The organism is Streptococcus australis (assembly GCF_019930045.1).
GTDB classification, from domain to species: domain Bacteria; phylum Bacillota; class Bacilli; order Lactobacillales; family Streptococcaceae; genus Streptococcus; species Streptococcus australis_D.
On the sequence record NZ_JAHZQQ010000020.1, the window covers coordinates 1 to 22,582 of the forward strand.

Consider the following 22,582-nt stretch of genomic DNA (forward strand, 5'->3'; position numbering starts at 1 on the left):
TTGTGTGAATACTTACAGTTTACCCCAATGAAACGCTATGAGTTTTTTTGTTGCACTATATTTTACAATTTATCTTACAATAAACACTTTTCCAAATAAGAGAACCAAAAAAGACCTACCCTTACGGATAAGCCTTCTTACATGTTTATTTCTTTATTCAATTACTTGGCTTTCTGCTACTTTCTTGTACCAGTGAGCTGACTTCTTCGGATAGCGCTCTTGGGTTTCAAAGTCCACATAAAAGAGACCATAGCGTTTTTCGTAACCATTTGACCAAGAGAAGACGTCCATGAGTGACCAAATGAAGTAGCCTTTGACGTTTGCCCCATCCGCAATCGCATCGGACAGAACTTCCAAGTGTTGTTTTACATAATCAATCCGTCCATCGTCATAAACCGTATTGTTCACAAACTCATCTTTGTATCCTAAACCATTTTCTGTGATGTAGATTTTCTTATAGTTCGGATAGTCTGCTTTCACGCGCATGATTTGGTCATACAAACCTTGAGGATAAATGATCCAGTCCCAGTCAGTACGAGGCACATAGTCAGGAGCCACTCGACGACCAACACCTTTAATTTGGTACTTAGAGCTTCCTTTCTCTCCTTTACCATTATGAATGATTTCTGTTTCACCATCAAATGCTTCCATCCAATCACTCATGTAGTAGTTAATTCCAAGGAAGTCATTCAGGTCTTTAGCTGCTTCAAGTGCCACAAAGTCTTCCTCACGAAGATCCAACTCACCACCATTAACTGAAAGAATGTGGTTTACACCTTCCATGGTTTTATCGGAATAGTGTCCAAGGTAGGTTGCATCTAGAATAAACTTGTTATGGATGATATCTTCCAATTCAGCCGCCCGAACGTCTGCAGGATTTTCTGGATCCAACGGATACTTAGTTGGAAGAGCGTGCACAACTCCAATTTCACCTTCATACCCTTTGTCTTTATACAATTTCACAGCTCGGGCATGAGAAACCATCATATTGTGGTGAGATTGGAAGACTTTAGCAAGGTCATATTGAATACCTGGTGGGAATTTACCAACCAAGTATTGACCATCACCGATTGGGCCAATTTCATTGAAGGTTGTCCAGTAGTTTACTTCTGGGAATTCTTCGAAACAGAAGGCAGCGTAATCTACAAAGTGTTCGATATTTTCACGATTCAAGAAGTCTCCGTTTGAGTGAAGAGCTTCAGGAGTATCAAAGTGGTGAAGAGTTACGAATGGTTCTACATGACGTTTATGACATTCTGCAAATAACTTATGATAGAATTCTACCCCTTTTGGATTTACTTCACCATAGCCAGTTGGGAAAATACGTGACCAAGCAATAGAAATACGAATTCCGTTTACGCCATATTCTTCAGCCAACTGTAAGTCTACTGGATATTTATGGTAGAAATCGCTTGCTGGTTCTGCTGTATACCAATAGTTATCAGCTAAGTATTTGTCCCAAGCAACTGGTCCTTTTCCGTCAGTATGGGTAGCTCCTTCTGCTTGATAGGCAGCCGTTGCCCCACCAAAAATAAAATCTTTAGGAAGTGTTTTTGTCATTTTTTCACCTATTTCTTGATTGGATAAAATGAAAAGTGAGGGGAGAGGAGTTAGTGAGCCATCCATCTCCATCTCACTTCTTGTTCCAAGCCACCGAATTGTGACATGAGGAGGTAAAAACGATATATTTTTACCGACGAATTAACAAGTCGATTAGGAAAATCGCCATAGCGATTTCCGTTACGATAGGAGACTGTTTCACAGTCCTTATCGTTAATCGAATTGAGCTTGAACAAAGGCTAGAGCACCTTGTCCATCGCGTGTCAATTTAATGTACTGAGCACCTTCTGTCTTCGCCAATTTGATGCCTAGTTTATCTGTTTCAGCTTTCATATCCTCAAAGTTGGAAGCAACCTGAGGAGCCAAGATAACCAGATCAAATTCTGGTAACATTTCACGGTGGGCTCCATAGCCACCTGCTGCAGCTTTAACTGGAACATTGTATTCTGCTGCTGCCTTATTCAAAGCATTAGCAAGAAGACCGCTTGTTCCACCACCCGCACAAAGAACGAGGACGTTTGTTTCTTCAGTAATTGTATTTTGTGCTGATTCTACTCCAGCTTTTGCAAGAATAGCATTTGCTTTTGCAGTGTTAAAGTTTGCAGCTACTTTTTCTTTTAATTCATCATTAGCTTTACCTGAACGTTCTTCTTCAAGAATTTGTTCATCATAAACCTTGAGGAATGGATAGTAGATAACAATATCTACTACAATTAATAATGCTGCAAGAGCGAATGATAAGAACTGGAAGTTTGTACCAAGAACAATACCAAGAGGTCCTGGTGTAGTCCATGGAAGGTTGGCAGTAAATGAGTTCATGCCAAGTGTTTCAATAAAGAACTTAAAGATCCATACGTTTGCAATTGGTGCAAAGATGAATGGGATAAAGAAGATTGGGTTCAAAACAAGTGGTGCACCAAACAAGATTGGTTCATTTACACCGAAGAATGTAGGAACTACTGAAGCACGTCCAATAGCACGATTTCGTTTTGATTTACATAACCACATAAACATGAATGGAACTACAAGTGTTGCACCTGTACCACCCATAGTAACGATAAACATTTGTGTTCCAGATGTAAGGATCTTATCAGCGTGCATACCTTGTTGAAGAAGATTCAAATTCACTTCAGCATTGGCATAAGTAATAGCTGCAATAGCAGGTTCAACGATAGATGGTCCATGGATACCAATAAACCAGAAGAAGGCGAAAGCACCAAATATAATGGTAATACCAAGATAACCGTCTGCTGCTGAGAATAGAGGCGCAAGAAGAGTACCAATAGATTCAGCTACTGTTACACCAAGACTACCCTTCACAATCAGTTCAAGTCCATAAAGGAGAACGACAGATACAGTGAATGGGATCAAGTCTTTAAATACTTGAGAGATATTTGGTGGAACTTCGTCTGGCATGCGAATCGTCACATTGTTTTTCACGCAGACCTTGTAAACATTAACTGTTACGAAGGCTGCAATAAAGGCTGTCAAAAGACCTTTTGTTCCCATGAAGGCAGTCAGAAAACCTCCTTCTTTTGCTGGTTCAGCTGCCATTAGAAGAAACCAACCATAGATGCCAACATGGTTGACAAGAAGTTGATCTGGTTTGTTGCAGGTAGATCACGGTTGACAGAATCTGTCAGAGCTTTAGCTGTGGTTCCACCTACGAAGAAAGCCAGAATTCCCATTGAATAACTATAAGGGGTCATCAAGAAGCTTTCAATTTCTTTTGACCAATGGAAGCCCCAAGCATTAGGAACGTAGGCAATCAAGATAAAGATAGATGAGAATAAAATGACTGGCATCCCTGCGATAAATCCATCACGAATCGCACGCAAATATTTATTACGAGAAATTTTCTCGAAGAAAGGTTTTCCTTTCTCAATTAATTCAATTAATTTATGCATTATTTAGCTCCTCTTTTGTATAGTTCAATGAGATGATGAATCACATCTTTTAATAGGATCGTTGTCATTAAGTGGTCCTGTCCATGCATCATGGTAATGCTGTAGGGGAGGTCTTCTCCTGCTGCTTCTTGCGCTAGCATAGTTGTTTGAGACTTGTGAGCCTCTGCGATACAGCTTCCTGCTTCTTCTACCAAGCTTTCCGCTTGAGCGAAGTCACCCTTCTCAGCCGCCTTGAGGGCCTCCAAGAGTTTAGAACGAGCATCCCCTGCATACGCAACGATCTCAAAACCTAATAGTGTCATTTCTTCTTTGGTCATGACCAATTCCTCCAATTTGAATTTCTTAATTTTTAAAAGTTGTTACAATAAGCGTTGAATGTGCAAGACCAGATAGACCCGTTCACTCTTGTACAAGTCAACCCCGGTCTCCCTAGAAATCACATCATAAATCTTGGAACCAATCTCAAAGGCTTTGGGATAGGAGCTTTTGATATGTTCCTCCATATCTAGAAGCGATTGATTATCATCCCGATTGCGATCCAGGTAATCCAAGAAGTAGTTAAGATGAATCATGAAACGATCATAAAAGTTGTTGTTGGTCTCGGTTCGTTTGATTGAATAACTATCTAAAACCTCTTCCACACCTTTTAAGATTTCTTTGCGCTGGTCCATGGAATCCACGACCTCCGCTCCATTTTCACCTTCTGCATTGATGAAATGATAGGCGATACGAGTGACCTCATCTTCAGGGAAGCTAGTTGTGAGCTTCTCCCGATAGATATCAACTGCCTCTTTAGCAATCTCAAAAGCCACTGGGTAGTTTTCTGAGATATCCAAAAGATTACTTTCCTTATACCTGCCTTGAGTCACTGCCTGGTATGAGCAAAACATGTGGTCGGTCAAGGTCACATAGATATATTCTTGAACGGGGTAGTGATACTTTTTGCTCAAGTAATCAATCATCTCGTAGGTCACTGTGATGAAGTCTAATGGAACATCTTTTAACAGGGTCATAAAGTTCTCTCGGGATTCCTCTGTTTTCATCCGAAAGAGCTTTTCTACCTTTTCTTTAGGGACTAGGTCGCCCTTCTTTTTGCCAAAAACGATTCCTTTTCCAATGACAATCAGTTCTTCCCCTTTGTCATTCCTCACCAGAGCAACATTGTGATTGAGTGGATTCAAAATCCGATACATGGTACTCTCCTTGCTAGTTTATTTAAGGTTTAGGGTATAAAAAATGACCACAAATGAGATCAGAGAGGTTTCTCCCCGATTCATCTGTGATCATGCGTAATCTAACTTACTAACACTCACCTTGTATTCACTTATGGATTAAGTATAGCACACGCTTTTGTTTTTGTAAACCCTTTCTTAACAACTTTTTAACTTTTTTGTTTTTTCCTAACAAATAGCTGTTTATAGCTGTCTTCTCTGGGCTCTTCAAGGAAATTCGAACGCCCATTGTTAAAGGAGTAGTCTACACTGTTAAATACGTTCTTTCCAAGAAGTTGCGACTTGGTCCAAGACTTGGTTGAGTTCTTCAATGTTGCGACGACCTTCGGTACGCAACCACTCACGAGCTGCTTCTTCCCCATTCTTGATGTAGGCTTCTACAGATCCAGCCCAAGTTGCACGGCCACAAAGAACTCCGTTGAAGTTCGCTCCTGCTTCATGGGCAAAGACTAAGGTTTCTTGGAAGAGTTTGGCAGAAACACCTGCACTCAAGTAGATGTATGGAAGGTTAGTTGCTGCTTCTTGTTCTTTAAAGAAGGCTGCCGCTTCTTCACGTCTATGCACGATTTCACCATCGCCAAAGCCTTCTACGTATTTGACGTTGACAGGAACTTCTACTTTCAAGACATCGATGTTAAAGCGTGGGTCTGAGAAGACTTTCATAGCTTCGATGACTTTGCGAGGTTTTACTTTCGCATATTCTACAGAACCGGCATCCGCGATTTTTTCATCATAGGCCAAAATTTCAAGGAAGAATGGAATTTCTTCTGCCGCACATTCTGAACCGATGCGTTCGATGTAAGCTTGTTTTTCTTGGTTGAGTTCTTCTGCACTATCCACATCATAGTAGAGCAAGAATTTTACTGCATCTGCACCTTGCTCTTTGATGCGTTTAGCTGACCAAAGGTTGAGGCAGTCTGGCAGACGCTTAGTGCTAGACGTGTCGTAGCCTGTTTTTTCATAAGCCAACAAGAGACCTGCTTCCGCATCCAAAACCTTAGTCGCTGGAAGTCCATACTCAGGGTCCAAGAGCATAGAAGATGCGAATGGTGTCAATTCTTCAGCCACCAAGACTTTCAACTCTTCCATTTGAGCCACTGTTGGTTCTGTGTCTTGATATTGAGCCATGAGGCGTTTCAAAGCGCCACGTTGGTCAAAGGCCAAGGCTGAGATCACACCCTCTTTGGTGCTCAATTTTTCTAAATAGTTGCGTTTTTGTTCTGTTAATACCATCTTATACCTCTTTTACATTTATCTGTTGATACAAATCATCATAGCGATGAATATTGATATGGCCTGTCGTTGCTTCTTGAGCATTCAACATGCCAAGGACATTGGCTTTGGTTAAAAGTGCTTGGTCGTCTTCCTGATGATAGAGAGCTGAGGCAATCCCAGCAACTGTCGAATCACCAGATCCTACTGGATTGACCACTTCAATTTTTGGAATGTCCACTTTATAGAAGACATCACCATGTTTGGCAAAGGCACCGTCAGCTCCTAGGGAGACGATGACCCAGTCAATCCCTTTAAACAAGTTAGATTGAAGGACCTCTTTTAATTGATCCAGATCCTTGGTCACCTCGTAGCCCAAGAATTGAGACAACTCTTCATTATTGGGCTTGATAACCGTTGGTTTAATAGGAGCTGCTAGAGCTTTTTCCAAGGAAACACCTGAACAATCAAGAACAACTGGTTTTCCTGCCTTCTTAGCACGCTCGACTAATTTCACATAATAATCAACTGGTAAACCAGCTGGTAAACTTCCTGAGATAGCAACAACTGCTACATCTGGAAGCAAAGCTTCAAAGTGAGCCAGAAATGCTTGCCCTTCTTCTTCAGAAACAGATGGACCTTTTTCTAAGATTTCTGTTTGTTGACCTTCGTGGAGGATCGCAATACAATTCCGGGTCTCCCCTTGAATTTCAAAGAATTCTTTGCCGATTTCCTGATCTAGATGGTCCAAAATAAATTGGCCTGTTGAACCACCAATCAGACCAGTTGCCGAGACAGGATCTCCAATCTCTGCAAGGACCCGTGTGACATTGAGACCCTTCCCTCCTGCGGTTTTGCTTACCTTGTCAACTCGATTGACCGTATCCAAGTGTAAAGTTTCTAATGGATAGGAAATGTCGATTGAAGGGTTCATGGTTACCGTTAGTATCATAGACTCACCTCTTAGTCGTGGTATTCCCCACGATCCCATTTTTCAAGGAATTCTGTGAAGAAATCCTCATCTTCTTGATGGTCGTTGTGGGTTTCCAAATGTTGAATCTTGGCAATCAATTTCTTGTTTTCTTCACTTGGTTTGTATTCCGCATGGATGAAGGCTTCCAAAATATCACACATCAGAAGTTCTCCTGTGACCTTCCCACCAAAACCAATCACGTTGGCATTGAGTTCTTCTTTGGCATAAAGAGCAGAGGTCATATCGCGGACCAAGGCTGAACGGATTCCAGGGACCTTGTTAACCGCGTTGTTAATTCCAACGCCAGTTCCACAGATACATACACCAAGATCTGCTTGACCACTCACTACTGCTTCTCCAACCTTTTTCCCAAAAATTGGGTAGTGGGTGCGCGCATGGTCATAGGTTCCGAAGTCAAGGACTTCATAGCCTTTTGATTTCAAAAATTCAGAAACAGCCATTTTTTCATTTGTGACAATATGGTCACATCCAATTGCAATTTTCATTCGTTTACTCCCCCCTTAGCACATCTTGTTGAGCATATCGACACGGATTTGGTGGCGACCGCCATCATACTTACCGTTTACAAAACCTTTAGCGATGTTTTTTGCCAATTGGTCACCCACGATTTGAGCACCCATGGTGATCATGCGAGAATTGTTGTGTCCACGGGTCATGTAGGCAGAGCGTTCATCTGAAACTTCTGCTGCAACCATTCCCTTAATTTTAGTTGCGACCATGAATGGGCCAGCTCCATAAGCATCAATAACAATACCAAGATTGTCTTCTGCTTGTTTGACTTCCTTAGCAACAGCCAAGGTCACATCAACAAAGTCTTGTCCTTCTTCTGTCACATCCACGACTTGGAAACCTTCTGCTTCCAAATATTCTTTGACTACTTCTTTTAAGCGGATACCAGCCGCATCCGCACCAACTACAATTGCCATATGCTTCTCCTTTTTTCATCTCCGTCAACAAAGAAAGTTCTCCTCTTTCTTCATTCGACTTCGTTTTGTTATTCACAAACACAGTATAGCGCTAATTTTGTTTGTTGTCAACCATTTTTTGTTTATTTTTTTCATTTTTCTTTCTTCTTTATTATTTTTTAGCCCTAAATTGTTTGTAATAAACAAAAAAGAGAGAATCGCTCTCTCTTTTCAGTTTATTATTTATACAATCACACGTGTATATTCCTCTAATTCTTCATGTGCTTTCTCAGATGCATCGTCCGTTATCACTGCCGTCACTTTTTTTAAGGAACAGATAGAAGTAAAGTCTTCCTTGCCAATCTTGGAGGAATCAATCAGTAGGTAGGCTTCAGAAGAACGTTCTAAGGCCAACTTTTGCGTATAGGCTTCTTCAAAAGAAGAGGTCAGAACGCGCCCATCCACAATACCATTCCCACTAAAAAACATCTTGTGGAAGTACATTCTTTCCATGAGAGTGTTCGTTATCTCGCCGACAAAAGCTTGACTGGTTTCTCGTAGCTCCCCTCCCAAGAGGATTACCTTAAAGGTATCACTTTTCTTCTTTAACAACTCTTGGAAAATCGGCAGACAGTTGGTCACCACACGCAATTCCTTATTATTAATGGCTTCGGAAAGAACCTCAACAGAGGTCCCCGGCCCAAGGAAGATACTTTCACCTTCTTTTATCAGTTCGCTAGCTTTCTTCGCTACCTCACGCTTAGCCAGAATATTCTTGAGTAACTTCTCTTCATGGGGAAGCTCTCGTGAAGGGAGGAATTGGTTACTTTTGGCTCCATTTCGAACACGAATAAGGAGCCCTTGCTTTTCCAATTCAATCAAATCCCGACGGACTGTCATATCCGACACCTGCATACTTTCCATGATGTCTTGAACATAAACGGTTCCAGCCTTATTGACCAGATTGATAATCTCATTCAGTCTTTCCTGTTTTTTCATTTCCTACCTACTTGCTTCGTTTTTGTTTATTATAACCTTAAACTGTCAGAATCGCAATCATTTTTTGTTTACAATAAACACTTTTCCAAATAAGAGAACCAAAAAAGGCTTATCCTTGCGGATAAACCTCTGGTTAATATCGTTTCAAGCGAAATTAAGCTTTGTTTTCGCTACCAAATACGTCGATACGTTCTTCAACTGAAGCTGTGATTGCTTCGAATCCTGGTTTCAAGAATTTACGTGGGTCGAAGAGTTTCTTCTTGTCGTATTCTGCTTCGTTTGCATCGTATTCACGTACGAATTGACGAGTTGCGTTAGCGAATGCGATTTGGCACTCAGTGTTAACGTTAACTTTCGCAACACCAAGTTTGATAGCTTCTTGGATTTGATCATCAGGGATACCTGAACCACCGTGCAATACGATTGGGAATCCTGGAAGAGCTTCTGTCAATTTCTTCAAGTGATCAAGGTCAAGACCTTCCCAGTTTGCTGGGTATGGACCGTGGATGTTACCAATACCTGCCGCCAAGAAGTCGATTCCTGTAGCAACCATTGCTTTAGCATCTTCGATTGGTGCCAATTCACCTTTACCAACGATACCGTCTTCTTCACCACCGATTGTACCAACTTCAGCTTCAACTGAGATACCTTTAGCGTGAGCTTTTTCTACAACTTCTTTCGCCAATTTAAGGTTTTCTTCAACTGGAAGGTGTGATCCGTCGAACATGATTGAAGTGTAGCCAACTTCGATACACTCAAGAGCATCTTCATAGTGACCATGGTCCAAGTGGATTGCAACTGGTACAGTGATACCCATTGCTTCAACAAGGTTAGCGATCATGTTGCGAGCTACTTTGTAACCACCCATGTATTTAGCAGCACCCATAGAAGTTTGGATCAAAACTGGAGCTTTTTTAGCTTCTGCTGCACGCAAGATAGCCTGAGTCCACTCAAGGTTGTTTGTGTTAAATCCACCAACTGCGTAACCATTGTCACGAGCTGCTTGGACAAATTTTTCTGCTGAAACGATTGCCATTAGTTGTAGGCCTCCTCTTATTTTTTGTGGTTAAACCACTTACATTGTTTATTTTATCACTTTTTCATTGAAAATGCTAGCTTTTCCTGAACCTTTAAAGCGTTTTCTTCTCTTTCAAGCATTCTTTCTGCTAAATGAACAAGAAAAAAGACAGCCGAAGCTGTCTTGATTATCTGATGCGGAGAGAGGGACTTGAACCCTCACGACCTAAAGCGGTCACAGGATCCTTAGTCCTGCGCGTCTGCCAATTCCGCCATCCCCGCGATTGAGTACCTTACTAGTATATCAATCTTCTACTTTCTTGTCAAGATTTTTTTCAAACTTTTTTCAAAGGTTGCAGATTTTCCCAAATCAGGAAAAGCCTTAGCAGCTTCACTTGTTTCTTCTGTTCGAATGAGGACATATCCCTATCACAGGAGGACTTCCTTTAAGGGACTGGAATTGCCTCACTGGTGGTAACCAGATATTTTTCAAATTCTAAATCAGGCATGTAAGAGGCCAAATCTTCCCTGATTCGATCGAGTGCTTCCAGTCGCATCTCTACAGATGTTGCTCGATTCCCCTGGATGATAAAGAGGGCATTGCGGGTAGTTTCCTCCATCTTATAGCGCTCACCATCTCTCACATCTAGCCAGGCAATAATACCCTCTTGATCTCGGTAGACCGGATCGGTTTCACTAACATGCTTTTCTGTTGATAAGATAGGCAAAAAGGTATCCTCTCTTTGACTAATCGTAAACTCGATTGGTTCCTGTATCTTATCCAAATCATGCCCTCCGATGGCTAGAAAGGAACGAAGACATTCAACATTATAGATATCAATCACACTATTGATCGTCGGAAGGAAGCCACGGCTTTGGATATTCTTAATCAAAGCAAGAATAGTCGGCGGGTTCTTCTTAACACTACGTCCCACTTCCTTCAACAAGTCAATGTAGCCTTGTACAACTGCCTCCTCTTTCACCGAGCTGAGATCACAATTTAAGGCCCAAGCTTCCATCTCCTTCTTTTTAGATAAAAAATCTGCAGATAAGGGAGCTTGCGGATCCACCTGTTTGGCCACTCCGATTACAACTGTCTCAATCCCCAAATCCACCAAACTTTGATCAAGTATCCAGTCCATATCCCCTTCCTCCTTCTACATTACATCAGTCTTACACCCTTATTATACTCCTCCTTGAAGCTTCTTTCAAGTAAAGAAAGAGAGTGGGACAGAAATCGGTAATTCGTTAGAATTCGATTTCGTCGTCCAACCTCCGCACAGTTGAGTAGGGCTATAAAAGCTGATGAAATCAGCGTAGTAGAGCCCACTCAACCACTGCGTCTTGCTCGACAATCCAAATAAACATAGAAAGAGGCTAGGAATTTTGTCCCAGCCTCTTTGGATTATTCTTCTTCTTCGTAAGACTCTTCTTCGTCTTCTTCGTCACTTAACTCAACTTCCTCATCCAACTCATCTGGTGAGATTTCATTAATTTCAGCATCATAGGCTTCCACTTCATCCTTCTCATCTTCTGGGTTTTCATCATCGTAAGTAAGCGCTGGATCTGCTTCGTAGACATCTTCGTCTTCTGGATCATCCGCATTGTAATCGATCGCGTCTTCGTCACCATCCATAAAGGCGTTGACACGTTTTTTCTTACGTTTTTTAGGTTCTTCGTCTTCATCTGTTTCTTCAAGAGCGATGATTTCTTCATCTACCTCATCGATTGCATACCATGAGCGAAGTCCCCATTTATTATCCCCTAGTGGGATAAAGCTTCCATCCACATTCAATTCCGTATAGAATAATGGAAGAGCTTCACGAATTTCACTGTTTGATTTTTCGAGGTAGTTTTGAATTTCATTGACCAGGTCATTGAAATACATTTCATGATCACGGCCACGTGACTCCAAAATCGCACGGGCTACTTCAATCATTGAAAGTTCACTTTTTTCTTGTCCAACAAATACTTCTAATTCCAAGGTAGATCTCCTTCATTTTTATCTCAAGGCAACACTCTTTTTCATTAAAAAAGAGGATACCCCTAGAATACATCATTTATCGTTACACTCTATTGTACGATAATTTCCCCCTTTCGTCAAAGGAAAATTCCGCGCCAATAAGAAGAGAAAAGCCGGGACACATGGCCTCAGCTTTTCCTCTTATGACTTCTTTCCATCATGATGGAAGATCATCTTTTTATTTTACTTTCGCAGTGCTTGTGATCACTTCAACAGCTTTCTTCACAGCGATATCGTGTTTCAACATTTCTGGTGAAAGCAAGCTACGAACTTGTTCAACTGGCATGTTGTAGTCTGCTGCCAATTGTTCGATTTCAGCAGTTACTTCTTCATCAGTTGCTTCGAAGCCTTCTGCTTTAGCAACTGCTTCTACGACAAGGTTTGTCTTAGTACGTGCTGCTGCGTCTGCTTCATATTGTTTGTGAAGATCTTCTTGAGTTGTTCCAGTGATTTGGAAGTACATGTCTGGAGAGATTCCTTGACGTTGCATGTTTCCAAGGAATTCATTTACAGCACGGTGTACTTCTTCATGAATCATTTCTTCTGGAAGGTCAACGATTTCTGCGTTTTCTACTGCAAGGTCAATCGCTGCTGACTCAACTGCATCTTTGTAAGCTTCTTCTTTCGCTTCAGCCAACTCTTTGCGGTATTTTTCTTTCAATTCAGCAAGAGTTTCAACTTCTTCATCGATGTCTTTTGCCAATTCATCGTCAAGAGCTGGTACTTCTTTTGCTTTTACTTCGTGGATAGTTGTCACGAATTTTGCTTCTTTACCTGCAAGGTCAGTTGCTTGGTAGTTTTCTGGGAAAGTTACGATGACATCAACTGTTTCACCAGCTGAGTGTCCAACCAATTGGTCTTCGAAACCTGGGATGAATTGACCTGAACCAAGTCCAAGTGAGAAGTTATCTCCTTTTCCTCCGTCAAACTCAACACCGTCAACAGAACCTACAAAGTCGATCACCACTGTATCACCTTCAGCTGCTGGTCCTTCTTTGATTACCAATTCAGCCAAGTTGTTGCGTTCGCGTTCGATACGTGCATCTACATCTTCATCTGTTACTTCTTTAGAAACTTCTACAGATACTTCAAGGTCTTTGTAAGCACCCAATTTTACTTCTGGTTTTGTAACAACATTTGCTGTCAATGTCCAATCTTGACCTTTTTCCATTGATACAACGTCAAAAGTTGGTTGAGCAACTACTTCAAGTCCTGCTTCTTTTACTGCTGCTTCATAAGCTGCTGGAAGAAGATCGTTCAAAGCATCTTGATAAAGTGATTCTTCACCAAAACGTTGGTTGAAGATCGGACGTGGAAGGTGACCTTTACGGAATCCTGGTACGTTCAAGTTTTTCTTAACAGACTCAAACACGCGGTCTAAAGCTGGTTTAATTTGGTCTTGACTGATGGTAAAAGTCAATACTCCGCGGTTTGTTTCTTTGTTTTCAAATGATACAGACATTCTGTCTCTCCTTAAAATAATATAGTCATTCCTAATAATTTTACCATAAAACTTCGAAAATGCAAGTTTTTGGGCATCCTGGTTTTGTGAAAACTGCTTCTTTTTAGAGAAATTTTATTGGCGTTTCTGGAGACCAAAAGACTAAAAATCTCTTTCCTATCTCAAAAACTGTCCCGGAATAAAAAAACTAGTCCATGCCTGAACTAGTTTCCTTCCTATTAGGACTTCCGAAGCGGATCTTCTTGATAAGTAGCACGCGCCCCACCGATCAACTTGGGACGACTGGCTAGAGCTGTCACATGCGCGCCACCTAGTTCTTTCAAGACAGGGCGAACGGGTACTTGCACATGCTTGACATGCATCCCTATAGAAGTATCCCCGATATCCAAACCAGCCTGGGCTGTGATGTATTCCACTTCGACAGGGTCTTTCATATAACCAAAGGCAGCCAACTGACCGGCACCCCCCGCATGGAGGCTCGGCAGTACATTGACGATTTCTAAGTCTTTCTTTTCTGCCAGTTCGCGTTCGACCACCAAGGCTCGGTTAAGATGCTCACATCCTTGGACAGCTAAGTAAATCCCTTTGGGAGTCAGGGTATCCAAGATGGTTTTCACAATGGCTTGCCCAATCTCCAGGCTTGAGTTCTTACCAATACTGCCACCAGCCACTTCACTAGTTGATAGTCCTAGTACAAGAATTTGCCCCTGACGCAGATTAGCCTTGGATAAAAGATCCAGCAAAATCTCCTGGGTTTCTCTTTTTAATTGCTCTAACTCCATCTTCTAATTTCCCTTCTTTGGTAAGAAATGATACAGAGCATATCCCAGAGCCATCCCAACGAAGTTTTGAACCAGATTATGAGGAATCTCTTCAATGGCCGCTACCCAGGTATTTCCTAAAAAGAGCGCTGATGCCAGGGCATAGCCGCCTACCATGATAACCGTTCCTAGAAGCAGACCGATGTAACGGGCTTTTCCTTTAAAGCCAGCAAAGTAGCCTTGAGCTCCGTGGAAAAGGAGACTAAAGAACATCCATTGAGGATAGCCAGAAAGGAGGTCTAAGAGAAAGGCACCAAGACCACCGACCACTGCTCCTTCTTTGCGCCCCAGATAAAAGGCGGTAAAATAAACGCCTAAATCCAGCAAGGTCACCATCCCGGTTGGAGTTGGCAACTTGGTGTAATAGCCTAGCACAACTGTCAAGGCGGTTAAAATGGCTAAATGCGCGATTACTTGGGTACGTTTATTGGTCATATTGAACTACTCCATATTGATCTGATTTTTGAATGGCTTGGTAGACGAACGCTTTTGAAGCCTTAACAGCTTCTAAGGTTGTCTTCCCTTGGACTAACTGGCTTGCAATACTAGAGGCAAAGGTACAACCAGCTCCTGTATTATTCTTTTCTAAAATGTCTTCTTCGAAGACCGTAAAGTCTTGGCCGTCATAAAAGACATCGATGGCTTTTTCCTTGTTGAGGCGGTTGCCCCCTTTGACCACGACAGTGGCTGCTCCCAATTCATTGAGCTTGCGAGCTGCCTCCTTCATATCGTCGAGCGATTGAATCTTGCTTTGAGTCAAGATCTCAGCTTCTGGTAGGTTTGGCGTGATGATGGTCACATAAGGGAAGAACTTGATCAATTCATCTCGAAGGGCTGATACTTCCACGTCATGGGTTTCCTTGCAGACCAAGACGGGGTCTAGTACCACGGGGATCTCCGCATGGGCTTTGACATAGTCCAAGGCTAAATCTGCCACTTCAACATTTGGCAAGAGGCCGAGCTTAATAGCAGAGAAAGGAACATCCTTGAGAGAGTTGAGCTGTTGAGCAAAGGTTGTCGGATCCACCGGAATCACTTCAAAACCGTTCTCCGTCATAGCGGTCAAACAAGTCACCGCTACAAAGCCATGCTGTTTGTTGGTTGTATAGGTCGCAAGGTCTGCGTGAAGACCTCCCCCACTAAAAATATCATTTCCTGAAATAGCTAGAATCAATTCATTACTCATAACGGATCTCCTTTAAATATAAGCCATTTGGCGCTGCTGTAGGACCTGCTAGATTGCGATCCTTCTTTTCTAAAATCAGATCGATCTGCTCTATCGGCATCCGATCATTTCCGATCTTCAACAAAGTTCCCACCATATTGCGGATTTGCTTGTAGAGGAAACCATTGCCCGAAAAGGTAAAGAGAAGACGATGATTTGCCACGTCCTCGACCAAGCGAGCCTCTGTAATCGTGCGAACCTTGTCTTCCACACTGGTACCCGAAGCTGTAAAACCGGTGAAATCATGGGTTCCCTCCAACTTTTGGATGGCTGCTTGCATCTTTTCCACATCCAAGGGATAGGGATAGTGGGTAGCATAGTGACGCATCATGGGATTCTTGGGACGACCATAATCCACGATAAATTCATAGGTCTTGCTGTGCTTCTGGTAGCGTGAATGAAAGTCCTCGGGCACTTGCTCCACCCGGATAAAGTCAATATCCTCTGGGGTTTGGGTATCGAGGGCAAAACGGAGCTTCTCCTCGTCCCGTGGCTGGGGGAGATCAAAGTGGATGACCTGTCCAAGGGCATGGACACCTGCATCCGTCCGGCCCGCTCCATGGATGGTCACAGGATTTCCTTGATTGAGACGCATCAAGGTCTTCTCGATTTCTTCTTGCACACTACGGGCATGCGGTTGGCGTTGGAAACCCGCAAATAGAGTTCCATCGTAAGAAATAGTTGCTTTGTATCGTGTCATGTTTTTATTTTATCAAGTTCATCCAAGCTGAACAAGGCGGAAAAGAGAGAACTGTCCGGGTACAGTTTCCGAGACAAAAAAAGAACCAAGTCTTTCCTTTTCCATCTCTAGAAAATAGAAAGACTTAGTTCAATCGGGGGGCTGATTAGTCTTCTTTCCGTCCTTTGAGACTCATCCCTGTCGCTCCTAAGATCGCTCCAAGCAAGGCCAAACCTAGGACAGATTCTTGTCCAGTCTCAGGAAGCTGATGACTAGACGGTGTTTGATCTTGCACCGGTGCTGGCTGAGCCTCTTCTACTGTTTTTTGTTCTGAAGCGACTGGAGCTGGTTGAGCGTTCACAAGTGGCTTCACTTCAGGAGTTACTGGTCTTACTTGATGATGACCTCCTTGATCAACTTGAGGTAAGTCTGGTTGAGGACTTGGACCATCCTGTAAACCTGGAGTCGGAGTAACTACTTCCGCCTCCTTGGTTCCCACTTCCACAATCTCAGCAACAGCTTCTTTCGATACTTCTGTCCCTAGCACTTGGCGACTTTCATCAAGGGCAGAGACCGCAACAAATTCACGCTGCTGGCCTTTGACACCTGCTTGAACCACTTTTCGTTCACCCTTGGCTAGATCTGGATTGGTCCGTTCAACAACTTCAAAATCTAGTTCTTTTTCGACAACTTCCAAACTTGGTATGTCTGCTACCAAGGCTCTGATATCATCTTCTGCTTGGCTTCCCACTTGGGTGATTGGTTTCAATTGACTGAGAGCTTGAGTTACCTGTTCAACCTGCTCTGCCACTTTTTCTTGGTGAGCACGACTGATCTTCCAATTTAACTGATCTAGCACCGTTGCAAGAGCTGAACGAGATTCCTCAGTGTAGATGGAAAGATCTGTTGGAACATTGGCAAGGGCCGCACGAAGGGTTGTATAGTCAGCTTTGAAATAGTCTTTGTTATGGTTGGCAAATGCTTCCATGACCTGGAAGACTTCTTCTTCCTTGTATTCATTGGCTGGTTCATCTGCCCAGATTCCCAACATACTTCCGGACACTGGTAATTTCACATCAGGGTATTTGGTTGAAGCTAATTGTTCAAATGGAACGGTTTCTGAATGTTGGATAGCTTTATCGAGTGGATAGCTTTGATCTCCTCTGTGGCCCAAAACATAGTACCAGTCACCGTTGGTATTGAGGAATTTATAGCCCTTGTCTGCGAGGTACTGTGGTGATGCGAGGTTATAGCCCCACCATCCTTTAGACCAGTATGAAATCAAGACGTCCTTGTCAAAGGAAACATCATCTTCGTCTCCATAGTAGAAGCCATCGTTAAAGGCCATTGGTTGCAAGCCTTTTTCACGAGCCATAGCAGCGAGACTATTAGAATAGTCCGCAAACTTACCATAGAGTTCATACCATTTGAGGTAGTACCAGCCTTGGGCATTGGTAGCATCATTGGCATATTCATCTGTTCCGTAGTTAAAGATCTTAGACTTGCCTTTGAAATAATCCATGTACTTGCCAATGAGGGCCATGGTGAAGTTAACTGCTTCTTCGTTGGTCAGATCCATGGTTGTCTTGGAAACCGTATCAAAGGTCGCTTGCGGATGTTCGATACCTAGTTTTTCCATTGCTACCAAGATAGCATCCATATGACCTGGACTATTGACTGCTGGGATCAAGCCAATTCCTTTAGAAGTCGCATAAGCTAACAATTCGTCCATTTCTGCTTGGGTCAAGGCTTGACCATTTGGATCGTCATAGTAGGCTTTGGTTCCTTCGAGAAGGGCCTGTTTTACGTCATCGCTGGCATAAGTCTTGCCATTAGCTTCCACCGTCATATCATCGAGGACGAAGCGCATACCATCGTTTCCGACAAGGAGGTGCAAGTCAGAATAACCTAGCTCACTGGCCTTGTCTACGATCCGTTTCAACTGATCTAGCGAGAAGTATTTGCGTCCTGCGTCAATGGAAATCACCTTGCTCTTAGCTAGTTTTTCAGCAGCTTCCTTGTCTGCCAACTCTTTGGCATAGCTTTCTGTATAGACTAAGGACTCTTGAGCGGCTTTGAGAGAAGCAATCAGTTCTTTAGCTTCTGCTCGAGTCGTCTCTGCTCCTACTCCTTCCAGCGCCTTTTTTGCTGCTGTAAAGGCCACTAGGGATTCTGGTGTATAGTGGTCCAAATCAGTTGGAGCTTCCGCCAGAGCTTTTTCAACGACTTCAGGATCTGCTACAAAGTAGTCCGCATTCTTATCTGCAAAAGCGTGCATGAGCTTGAAGAGTAGCTCTTTTTTGTAGGTTGCAGATGGGGTATCTGCCCAGGCAGCTACCATCCCACCAATGAAGGGGACCTTAGCCCCATCATTTTTTTGAACAACATCAATCGCTGACTTGGAAATCCCTTCAAGTCCTTGATCGAGATTGTACCAGCCAGATCCAGCCTTATCCCGGCCGAGGACATAATACCAAGCATCATTGGTATTAAGAATTTGATGGCCTAGTTCAGATAGGAATTTTGACGAAGCCACATCATAGCCGTTCCAACCACCTGTCCAATAGGATACAATGATATCCTTATCAAAGGTTCCGTAGGAGGTATCGCCATTGTAGTAGATACCGTCGTTGAAGGCCATTGGTTTCATCTTGTGTTTTTTCACAATAGCCGCTAGATCATTGGCATATTGGATGAATTTTTCGTAGCCTTTATCTGGATAGCCTTCATCTGGCCAATGCTTACTAGCTTGAAGGACCTGCCAACCATGGGCATCTGTTGCATCATTGGCATATTCGTCCAAGCCGATGTTAAAGATTTCTGTCTTGCCACTGAAATAAGCCGCATACTTGTCCACCAAGGCTTTGGTGAAATCTAGAGCTTTTTGGTTGTCTAAATCAACGGTCCGTTCTGACTTTTTCGTACCAAAGTAATTAAAGTGAGGGTTTTCAATCCCCAATTGCTCCATAGCTGTCAGAATTGCATCCATGTGCCCTGGGCTATTGATTGTTGGAATGACCCCTATTTTCTTGGATTTGGCATAAGCCAAAATGTCATCCATTTGAGCCTGAGTCAAGGCTGTTCCATTTGGATCGTCATAGTAGGCTTTGGTTCCTTTTTCTACAGCCTCTTTGACCGCTTGACTTGAGTAGGACGCATCTCCTACTTGCAAGGACATGTCATCAAGGACAAAGCGCAAGCCGTCATTTCCCACTAAGAGATGCAAATCGGTATAACCTGTCTTGCTGGCTTCATCAATGATTTCCTTGATTTGATCCGGCGAGAAGTACTTGCGACCAGCATCGATGGAGATGACCTTTTTCTTAGCCAATTTTTCTTCTTGCTCTGGATCTTTAGCGGTTGTTTCCGTCGCTGCTGTCACCGGTTGAGCTGTCCCATCAGCTTCTGTAACAGAGATCGCTTCTTCACGAATCAAGCGATCAAGATCGGATGCGCGCAATTCTCGATCAGGTAGGGTTGGTTGACTTTGATCGACGATTGGAGCAGGAGCCGTTGGTTTTTCTACTACCGGCTGAGCAGTTTCCTCCGTAGCAGACTGAGGCAAGTCTCCTTCACTTGGCTGTGTCGGAAGAGTCGTTGCAGGGCTTTCTGTAACACTCGGCGTATCTGCTGCTACGACTTGACCGCTGGCAAAAAAGCCAACCAGTACCGAAGCAACTCCTACAGCATACTTGCGAATAGCATAACGTGGTTGATGTGATTTCATCAGGACCTCCTAAAATTTGTTGTGTGTAAACGCTTACTTCCAGTCTATCTAGAAAGTAAGCCCTCGTCAAGGCTTCTTTGAAAGGTTCTTTAATTAAGAGAAGAAGCTATAAAATTTTATCCCTATATTTCATTAAAACTAGCTGACACAAAAAAAGAGCTTGGTCGTTAAAACCAAACTCTTTATTGATGTATTCTAAAAACAAACGCTCTTAGTTGCTCATTTCCGTCTCTCGGCACAGTGGTTGATGCCCCAAAACACTGTTTTGAGGTGACAGATAGGGATTGCGGAGCAAGGCCCTTCCTAATCAACTGGGCGGGGGTACTAAAAAGGTTCTGTGGACCTCTTTTGCCCGAGCTTTGAATCCAAAAAGCGAAGTAGAAATCAAACCCTTCGAGTTACTGATTTCTGTCTCTCGGCACAGTGGTTGATGGCCCAAAACACTGTTTTGAGGTGGCAGATAGGGATTGCGGAGCAAGGCCCTTCCTAATCAACTGTGCGGGGGTACTAAAAAGGTCCTGTGGACCTTTTTTGCCCGAGCATTGAATCCAAAAAGCGAGGTAGAAATCAAGACTACGTCTACCGATTTCTGTCTCTTGGCGCAGTGGTTGATTGGAACTACTCCTACCTGCAGTACTCGTACTTCCTAATCAACTGTGCGGGGGCAAAACTACGAAATCAAACTCTTCGAGTTACTGATTTCTGTTTTGATCCCTATATTGCCCAATCTCCGTTGCGGAAGACTGGGACGCGGGTGCCGTCTTCTCGGATGCCGTCGATATCCATTTGGCTTGAACCGATCATGAAGTCGACGTGAACGTCTGAGCGGTTGAGGCCGGCTGCTTCGAGTTCTTCTTCTGTGAACTCTGCACCACCTTCTACGCTGGTTGCATAGGCTGCTCCGATGGCCAAGTGGTTAGAGGCGTTTTCATCAAAGAGGGTATTAAAGAAGGTAATGCCTGATTGGGAAATTGGGCTTGGATCTGGTACGAGAGCACATTCACCTAAGGCACGCGCTCCCTTGTTTTTGAAGACCAAATCTTTCATGACTTGATCGCCTTTTTCAGCTGTGATATCCACAATTTCTCCATTTTCAAAGGTCACTTTGATGCCTTCGATGATGTTCCCATTGTAGCTAAGCGGTTTTGTAGACGTTACATATCCTTCTGCACGACGGAAGTCAGGAGCTGTGAAGACCTCTTCTGTCGGCATGTTTGGCAAGAAGCCTTCGCCCTGGGCATTGATAGCCCCAGCAGATTCCCAGACGTGGTTCTTCGGCAAGCCAAGGGTCAAGTCAGTTCCTGGTGCTGTGTAATGAAGGGCTGAGAATTGTTCCTTATTAAGTGTATCTGCCTTGCTCTTGAGAATAGCTGCATGCTCTTCCCAAGCCTTGACTGGATCTTCCTCATACACCCGGCAGGTTTTGAAGATTTGATCCCACAGGAGATCCACTGCTTCTTCATCGCTCGCCGCATTTGGGAAGACTTTTTTCGCCCATTCTAAACCTGCTGCAGCAGCAACTGTCCAGCTGACCTTGTTAGATTGAGTGGCGATGCGCATTGGTTTCATGGCCATGCCCAAAGCTTTAGCAGAAGCAGAAAGCTTCTCTGCATCGACACCATTTAAGGCACCTGGATCAGATGAACGCACACCCAAGCGACTTGCCTTGTGTTCCAAGAGGTAGTTCATCTCTGCAATCTTGTAATCAGGTACATTGTCCAAGCGATCCATCGGTGCATGGAGGAATTTCTCCCGGGTAGTAAAATCATCTGCCCATTGGACAATCACTTCATGTGCTCCCAAAGCATAGGCTTCCTTCACAATCAAGTGGGCCAATTCTCTTTGCTCCACATCGATGTTCAAAGCCAAGGTATGTCCAGGTTGCACGTTGATGCCGTTTGCCACCAACAATTTAGCGTATTTTTCGAGATTTTCTTTAAAATTTGGTAAAACCATGTTCAATCCTTTTCTATATTAATCCTTTAAGAGTGACAAGAGGTTTGCTACCACTACAGTGGAGCAGACCAGGCCAGTGACTTTTAAAATTGTATCGGTATCTAGCTCTAATTGATAGCTAAATGTTTTTTGAGCAGGTTTGTCTTCTGCAAAAATTTTGACTCTCATCGTTCTATTCCTTTCTTAGCATCCTCCTCACCTAGATAGAGGCGTCGTGCCTCTGGGCTATTGGTAAGAATATCGAGATAGGTTTCATAATCATCGGGCAGGGGCTTTCCCAGAGAAATATCTAGCTCTGGATTCACATTTTTCCCATAGAGAAAGCAGAGATAAAGACGTTCATTGAGCGTCGGAAAGACTTCTAGAGACATGAGCTCAGCCTGACTGACCCGCTCCCAATCTTGCTCTTGGATATCTGGTAGGATATAGGCTTGGAAGAGTCCCATCAGAGGATTGTCCTCTGGTTGGCCACTTTCCTTATCCGCCTGAACCAAGGAAAGCCGATGACCAAAACCAGCTACTTGACGCTCCCGTCCCTTCACCGAAACCGTAATCGGATGCCCTCCCATATGGCTATAAATCCATTCTTTAGGCAACCGATAATCTAAGAGAGGCTCAAGATCTTTGACAATCGTTACAGGACTCGAGCGTAGAAACTGACGAGTGACTGCTTTACAAAAGAGAATATTCTCCTCTTTCAAGGTCACTCCCTTCCAGCTATTTTCCTCCTTAAAATGGTTAAAGAATACCAGATAAGGCTCCCGCACCATTTGTGCTAAGACATAAACACCATTTCGTAGGCGAATGGAAATGACTTTCCCTGACTTCCAGGGTGTTGCTCTTTTTTTCTTTTCTATCATTAA

20 protein-coding genes, 1 tRNA gene and 1 pseudogene are annotated in these 22,582 nt (G+C 43.2%); all 22 read right to left on the minus strand.

Features of this window, described 5'->3' with window-relative positions:
- Positions 1–153: 153 nt before the first annotated feature.
- The 22 genes and pseudogenes from lacG to K1J10_RS05390 all read right to left on the minus strand — a co-directional run bounded on the left by lacG (position 154) and on the right by K1J10_RS05390 (position 22,579).
- Positions 154–1,560, minus strand: a complete 1,407-nt coding sequence (lacG, locus tag K1J10_RS05285) for a 6-phospho-beta-galactosidase (RefSeq protein WP_223356112.1) — start codon at positions 1,558–1,560, stop codon at positions 154–156.
- A gap of 213 nt (positions 1,561–1,773) precedes the next feature.
- Positions 1,774–3,467, minus strand: a pseudogene (locus K1J10_RS05290) (lactose-specific PTS transporter subunit EIIC).
- Entirely contained in the window at positions 3,467–3,784 is a 318-nt protein-coding gene (locus K1J10_RS05295; protein WP_048691571.1) for a PTS lactose/cellobiose transporter subunit IIA, read from the minus strand. The pseudogene K1J10_RS05290 and the gene K1J10_RS05295 overlap by 1 nt, the downstream one beginning before the upstream one ends.
- 42 nt (positions 3,785–3,826) lie before the next feature.
- On the minus strand, positions 3,827–4,660 hold the full coding sequence (locus K1J10_RS05300; RefSeq protein ID WP_048691506.1) for a PRD domain-containing protein: 834 nt from the start codon (positions 4,658–4,660) through the stop codon (positions 3,827–3,829).
- 291 nt (positions 4,661–4,951) lie between these two features.
- Positions 4,952–5,932, minus strand: coding sequence for a tagatose-bisphosphate aldolase (gene lacD, locus K1J10_RS05305; protein WP_061564705.1), 981 nt, complete (start codon positions 5,930–5,932; stop codon positions 4,952–4,954).
- A gap of 1 nt (position 5,933) precedes the next feature.
- Positions 5,934–6,863 (minus strand): tagatose-6-phosphate kinase, encoded by a 930-nt coding sequence (locus K1J10_RS05310; RefSeq protein WP_061564704.1) that lies wholly within the window; start codon positions 6,861–6,863, stop codon positions 5,934–5,936.
- Positions 6,864–6,874: 11 nt separating this feature from the next.
- A complete protein-coding gene (gene lacB, locus K1J10_RS05315) occupies positions 6,875–7,390 on the minus strand; it encodes a galactose-6-phosphate isomerase subunit LacB (protein ID WP_061564703.1) in 516 nt (171 codons plus the stop codon).
- Positions 7,391–7,405: 15 nt separating this feature from the next.
- Positions 7,406–7,831, minus strand: coding sequence for a galactose-6-phosphate isomerase subunit LacA (gene lacA, locus K1J10_RS05320; RefSeq protein WP_006595007.1), 426 nt, complete (start codon positions 7,829–7,831; stop codon positions 7,406–7,408).
- Positions 7,832–8,053: 222 nt separating this feature from the next.
- A complete protein-coding gene (locus K1J10_RS05325; protein WP_006595008.1) occupies positions 8,054–8,809 on the minus strand; it encodes a DeoR/GlpR family DNA-binding transcription regulator in 756 nt (251 codons plus the stop codon).
- 154 nt (positions 8,810–8,963) lie between these two features.
- Positions 8,964–9,845 (minus strand): class II fructose-bisphosphate aldolase, encoded by an 882-nt coding sequence (locus tag K1J10_RS05330; protein WP_023027660.1) that lies wholly within the window; start codon positions 9,843–9,845, stop codon positions 8,964–8,966.
- Between the two features lie 177 nt (positions 9,846–10,022).
- A tRNA-Leu gene (locus K1J10_RS05335) sits at positions 10,023–10,108 on the minus strand.
- A gap of 164 nt (positions 10,109–10,272) precedes the next feature.
- A complete protein-coding gene (locus tag K1J10_RS05340) occupies positions 10,273–10,968 on the minus strand; it encodes a B3/B4 domain-containing protein (protein ID WP_195550230.1) in 696 nt (231 codons plus the stop codon).
- A gap of 263 nt (positions 10,969–11,231) precedes the next feature.
- Positions 11,232–11,810, minus strand: a complete 579-nt coding sequence (gene rpoE, locus K1J10_RS05345; RefSeq protein WP_223356113.1) for a DNA-directed RNA polymerase subunit delta — start codon at positions 11,808–11,810, stop codon at positions 11,232–11,234.
- Positions 11,811–12,027: 217 nt separating this feature from the next.
- Positions 12,028–13,311 (minus strand): trigger factor, encoded by a 1,284-nt coding sequence (tig, locus tag K1J10_RS05350; protein ID WP_048717652.1) that lies wholly within the window; start codon positions 13,309–13,311, stop codon positions 12,028–12,030.
- Between the two features lie 218 nt (positions 13,312–13,529).
- Positions 13,530–14,093 (minus strand): TIGR01440 family protein, encoded by a 564-nt coding sequence (locus K1J10_RS05355; protein WP_195550232.1) that lies wholly within the window; start codon positions 14,091–14,093, stop codon positions 13,530–13,532.
- Between the two features lie 3 nt (positions 14,094–14,096).
- The gene (locus K1J10_RS05360; protein ID WP_223356114.1) at positions 14,097–14,567 is read right to left on the minus strand and encodes an ECF transporter S component; all 471 of its coding nucleotides are present in this window, start codon (positions 14,565–14,567) and stop codon (positions 14,097–14,099) included.
- Positions 14,557–15,318, minus strand: a complete 762-nt coding sequence (locus K1J10_RS05365; RefSeq protein WP_223356115.1) for a bifunctional hydroxymethylpyrimidine kinase/phosphomethylpyrimidine kinase — start codon at positions 15,316–15,318, stop codon at positions 14,557–14,559. Before K1J10_RS05365 ends, K1J10_RS05360 begins: the two co-directional genes overlap by 11 nt.
- Entirely contained in the window at positions 15,311–16,057 is a 747-nt protein-coding gene (truA, locus tag K1J10_RS05370; RefSeq protein WP_223356116.1) for a tRNA pseudouridine(38-40) synthase TruA, read from the minus strand. The genes K1J10_RS05365 and truA overlap by 8 nt, the downstream gene beginning before the upstream one ends.
- A 145-nt stretch (positions 16,058–16,202) precedes the next feature.
- Positions 16,203–19,763 (minus strand): family 20 glycosylhydrolase, encoded by a 3,561-nt coding sequence (locus K1J10_RS05375; protein ID WP_223356117.1) that lies wholly within the window; start codon positions 19,761–19,763, stop codon positions 16,203–16,205.
- Between the two features lie 714 nt (positions 19,764–20,477).
- On the minus strand, positions 20,478–21,719 hold the full coding sequence (locus K1J10_RS05380; RefSeq protein WP_223356118.1) for an aminopeptidase: 1,242 nt from the start codon (positions 21,717–21,719) through the stop codon (positions 20,478–20,480).
- Positions 21,720–21,737: 18 nt separating this feature from the next.
- Positions 21,738–21,887 carry a hypothetical protein gene (locus K1J10_RS05385; RefSeq protein WP_023022162.1) on the minus strand — a complete coding sequence of 50 codons (150 nt, stop codon included), beginning with the start codon at positions 21,885–21,887 and terminating at the stop codon, positions 21,738–21,740.
- Positions 21,884–22,579 carry a hypothetical protein gene (locus tag K1J10_RS05390; RefSeq protein WP_223356119.1) on the minus strand — a complete coding sequence of 232 codons (696 nt, stop codon included), beginning with the start codon at positions 22,577–22,579 and terminating at the stop codon, positions 21,884–21,886. Before K1J10_RS05390 ends, K1J10_RS05385 begins: the two co-directional genes overlap by 4 nt.
- Between the last annotated feature and the right edge of the window lie 3 nt (positions 22,580–22,582).

Coding starts and splice junctions, on each gene's coding strand:
- lacG (WP_223356112.1), bottom strand. CDS start 1,560: ATGACAAAAACACTTCCTAAAGATTTTATTTTTGGTGGGGCAACGGCT.
- K1J10_RS05295 (WP_048691571.1), bottom strand. CDS start 3,784: ATGACCAAAGAAGAAATGACACTATTAGGTTTTGAGATCGTTGCGTAT.
- K1J10_RS05300 (WP_048691506.1), bottom strand. CDS start 4,660: ATGTATCGGATTTTGAATCCACTCAATCACAATGTTGCTCTGGTGAGG.
- lacD (WP_061564705.1), bottom strand. CDS start 5,932: ATGGTATTAACAGAACAAAAACGCAACTATTTAGAAAAATTGAGCACC.
- K1J10_RS05310 (WP_061564704.1), bottom strand. CDS start 6,863: ATGATACTAACGGTAACCATGAACCCTTCAATCGACATTTCCTATCCA.
- lacB (WP_061564703.1), bottom strand. CDS start 7,390: ATGAAAATTGCAATTGGATGTGACCATATTGTCACAAATGAAAAAATG.
- lacA (WP_006595007.1), bottom strand. CDS start 7,831: ATGGCAATTGTAGTTGGTGCGGATGCGGCTGGTATCCGCTTAAAAGAA.
- K1J10_RS05325 (WP_006595008.1), bottom strand. CDS start 8,809: ATGAAAAAACAGGAAAGACTGAATGAGATTATCAATCTGGTCAATAAG.
- K1J10_RS05330 (WP_023027660.1), bottom strand. CDS start 9,845: ATGGCAATCGTTTCAGCAGAAAAATTTGTCCAAGCAGCTCGTGACAAT.
- K1J10_RS05340 (WP_195550230.1), bottom strand. CDS start 10,968: ATGGACTGGATACTTGATCAAAGTTTGGTGGATTTGGGGATTGAGACA.
- tig (WP_048717652.1), bottom strand. CDS start 13,311: ATGTCTGTATCATTTGAAAACAAAGAAACAAACCGCGGAGTATTGACT.
- K1J10_RS05355 (WP_195550232.1), bottom strand. CDS start 14,093: ATGGAGTTAGAGCAATTAAAAAGAGAAACCCAGGAGATTTTGCTGGAT.
- K1J10_RS05360 (WP_223356114.1), bottom strand. CDS start 14,567: ATGACCAATAAACGTACCCAAGTAATCGCGCATTTAGCCATTTTAACC.
- K1J10_RS05365 (WP_223356115.1), bottom strand. CDS start 15,318: ATGAGTAATGAATTGATTCTAGCTATTTCAGGAAATGATATTTTTAGT.
- truA (WP_223356116.1), bottom strand. CDS start 16,057: ATGACACGATACAAAGCAACTATTTCTTACGATGGAACTCTATTTGCG.
- K1J10_RS05375 (WP_223356117.1), bottom strand. CDS start 19,763: ATGAAATCACATCAACCACGTTATGCTATTCGCAAGTATGCTGTAGGA.
- K1J10_RS05380 (WP_223356118.1), bottom strand. CDS start 21,719: ATGGTTTTACCAAATTTTAAAGAAAATCTCGAAAAATACGCTAAATTG.
- K1J10_RS05385 (WP_023022162.1), bottom strand. CDS start 21,887: ATGAGAGTCAAAATTTTTGCAGAAGACAAACCTGCTCAAAAAACATTT.
- K1J10_RS05390 (WP_223356119.1), bottom strand. CDS start 22,579: ATGATAGAAAAGAAAAAAAGAGCAACACCCTGGAAGTCAGGGAAAGTC.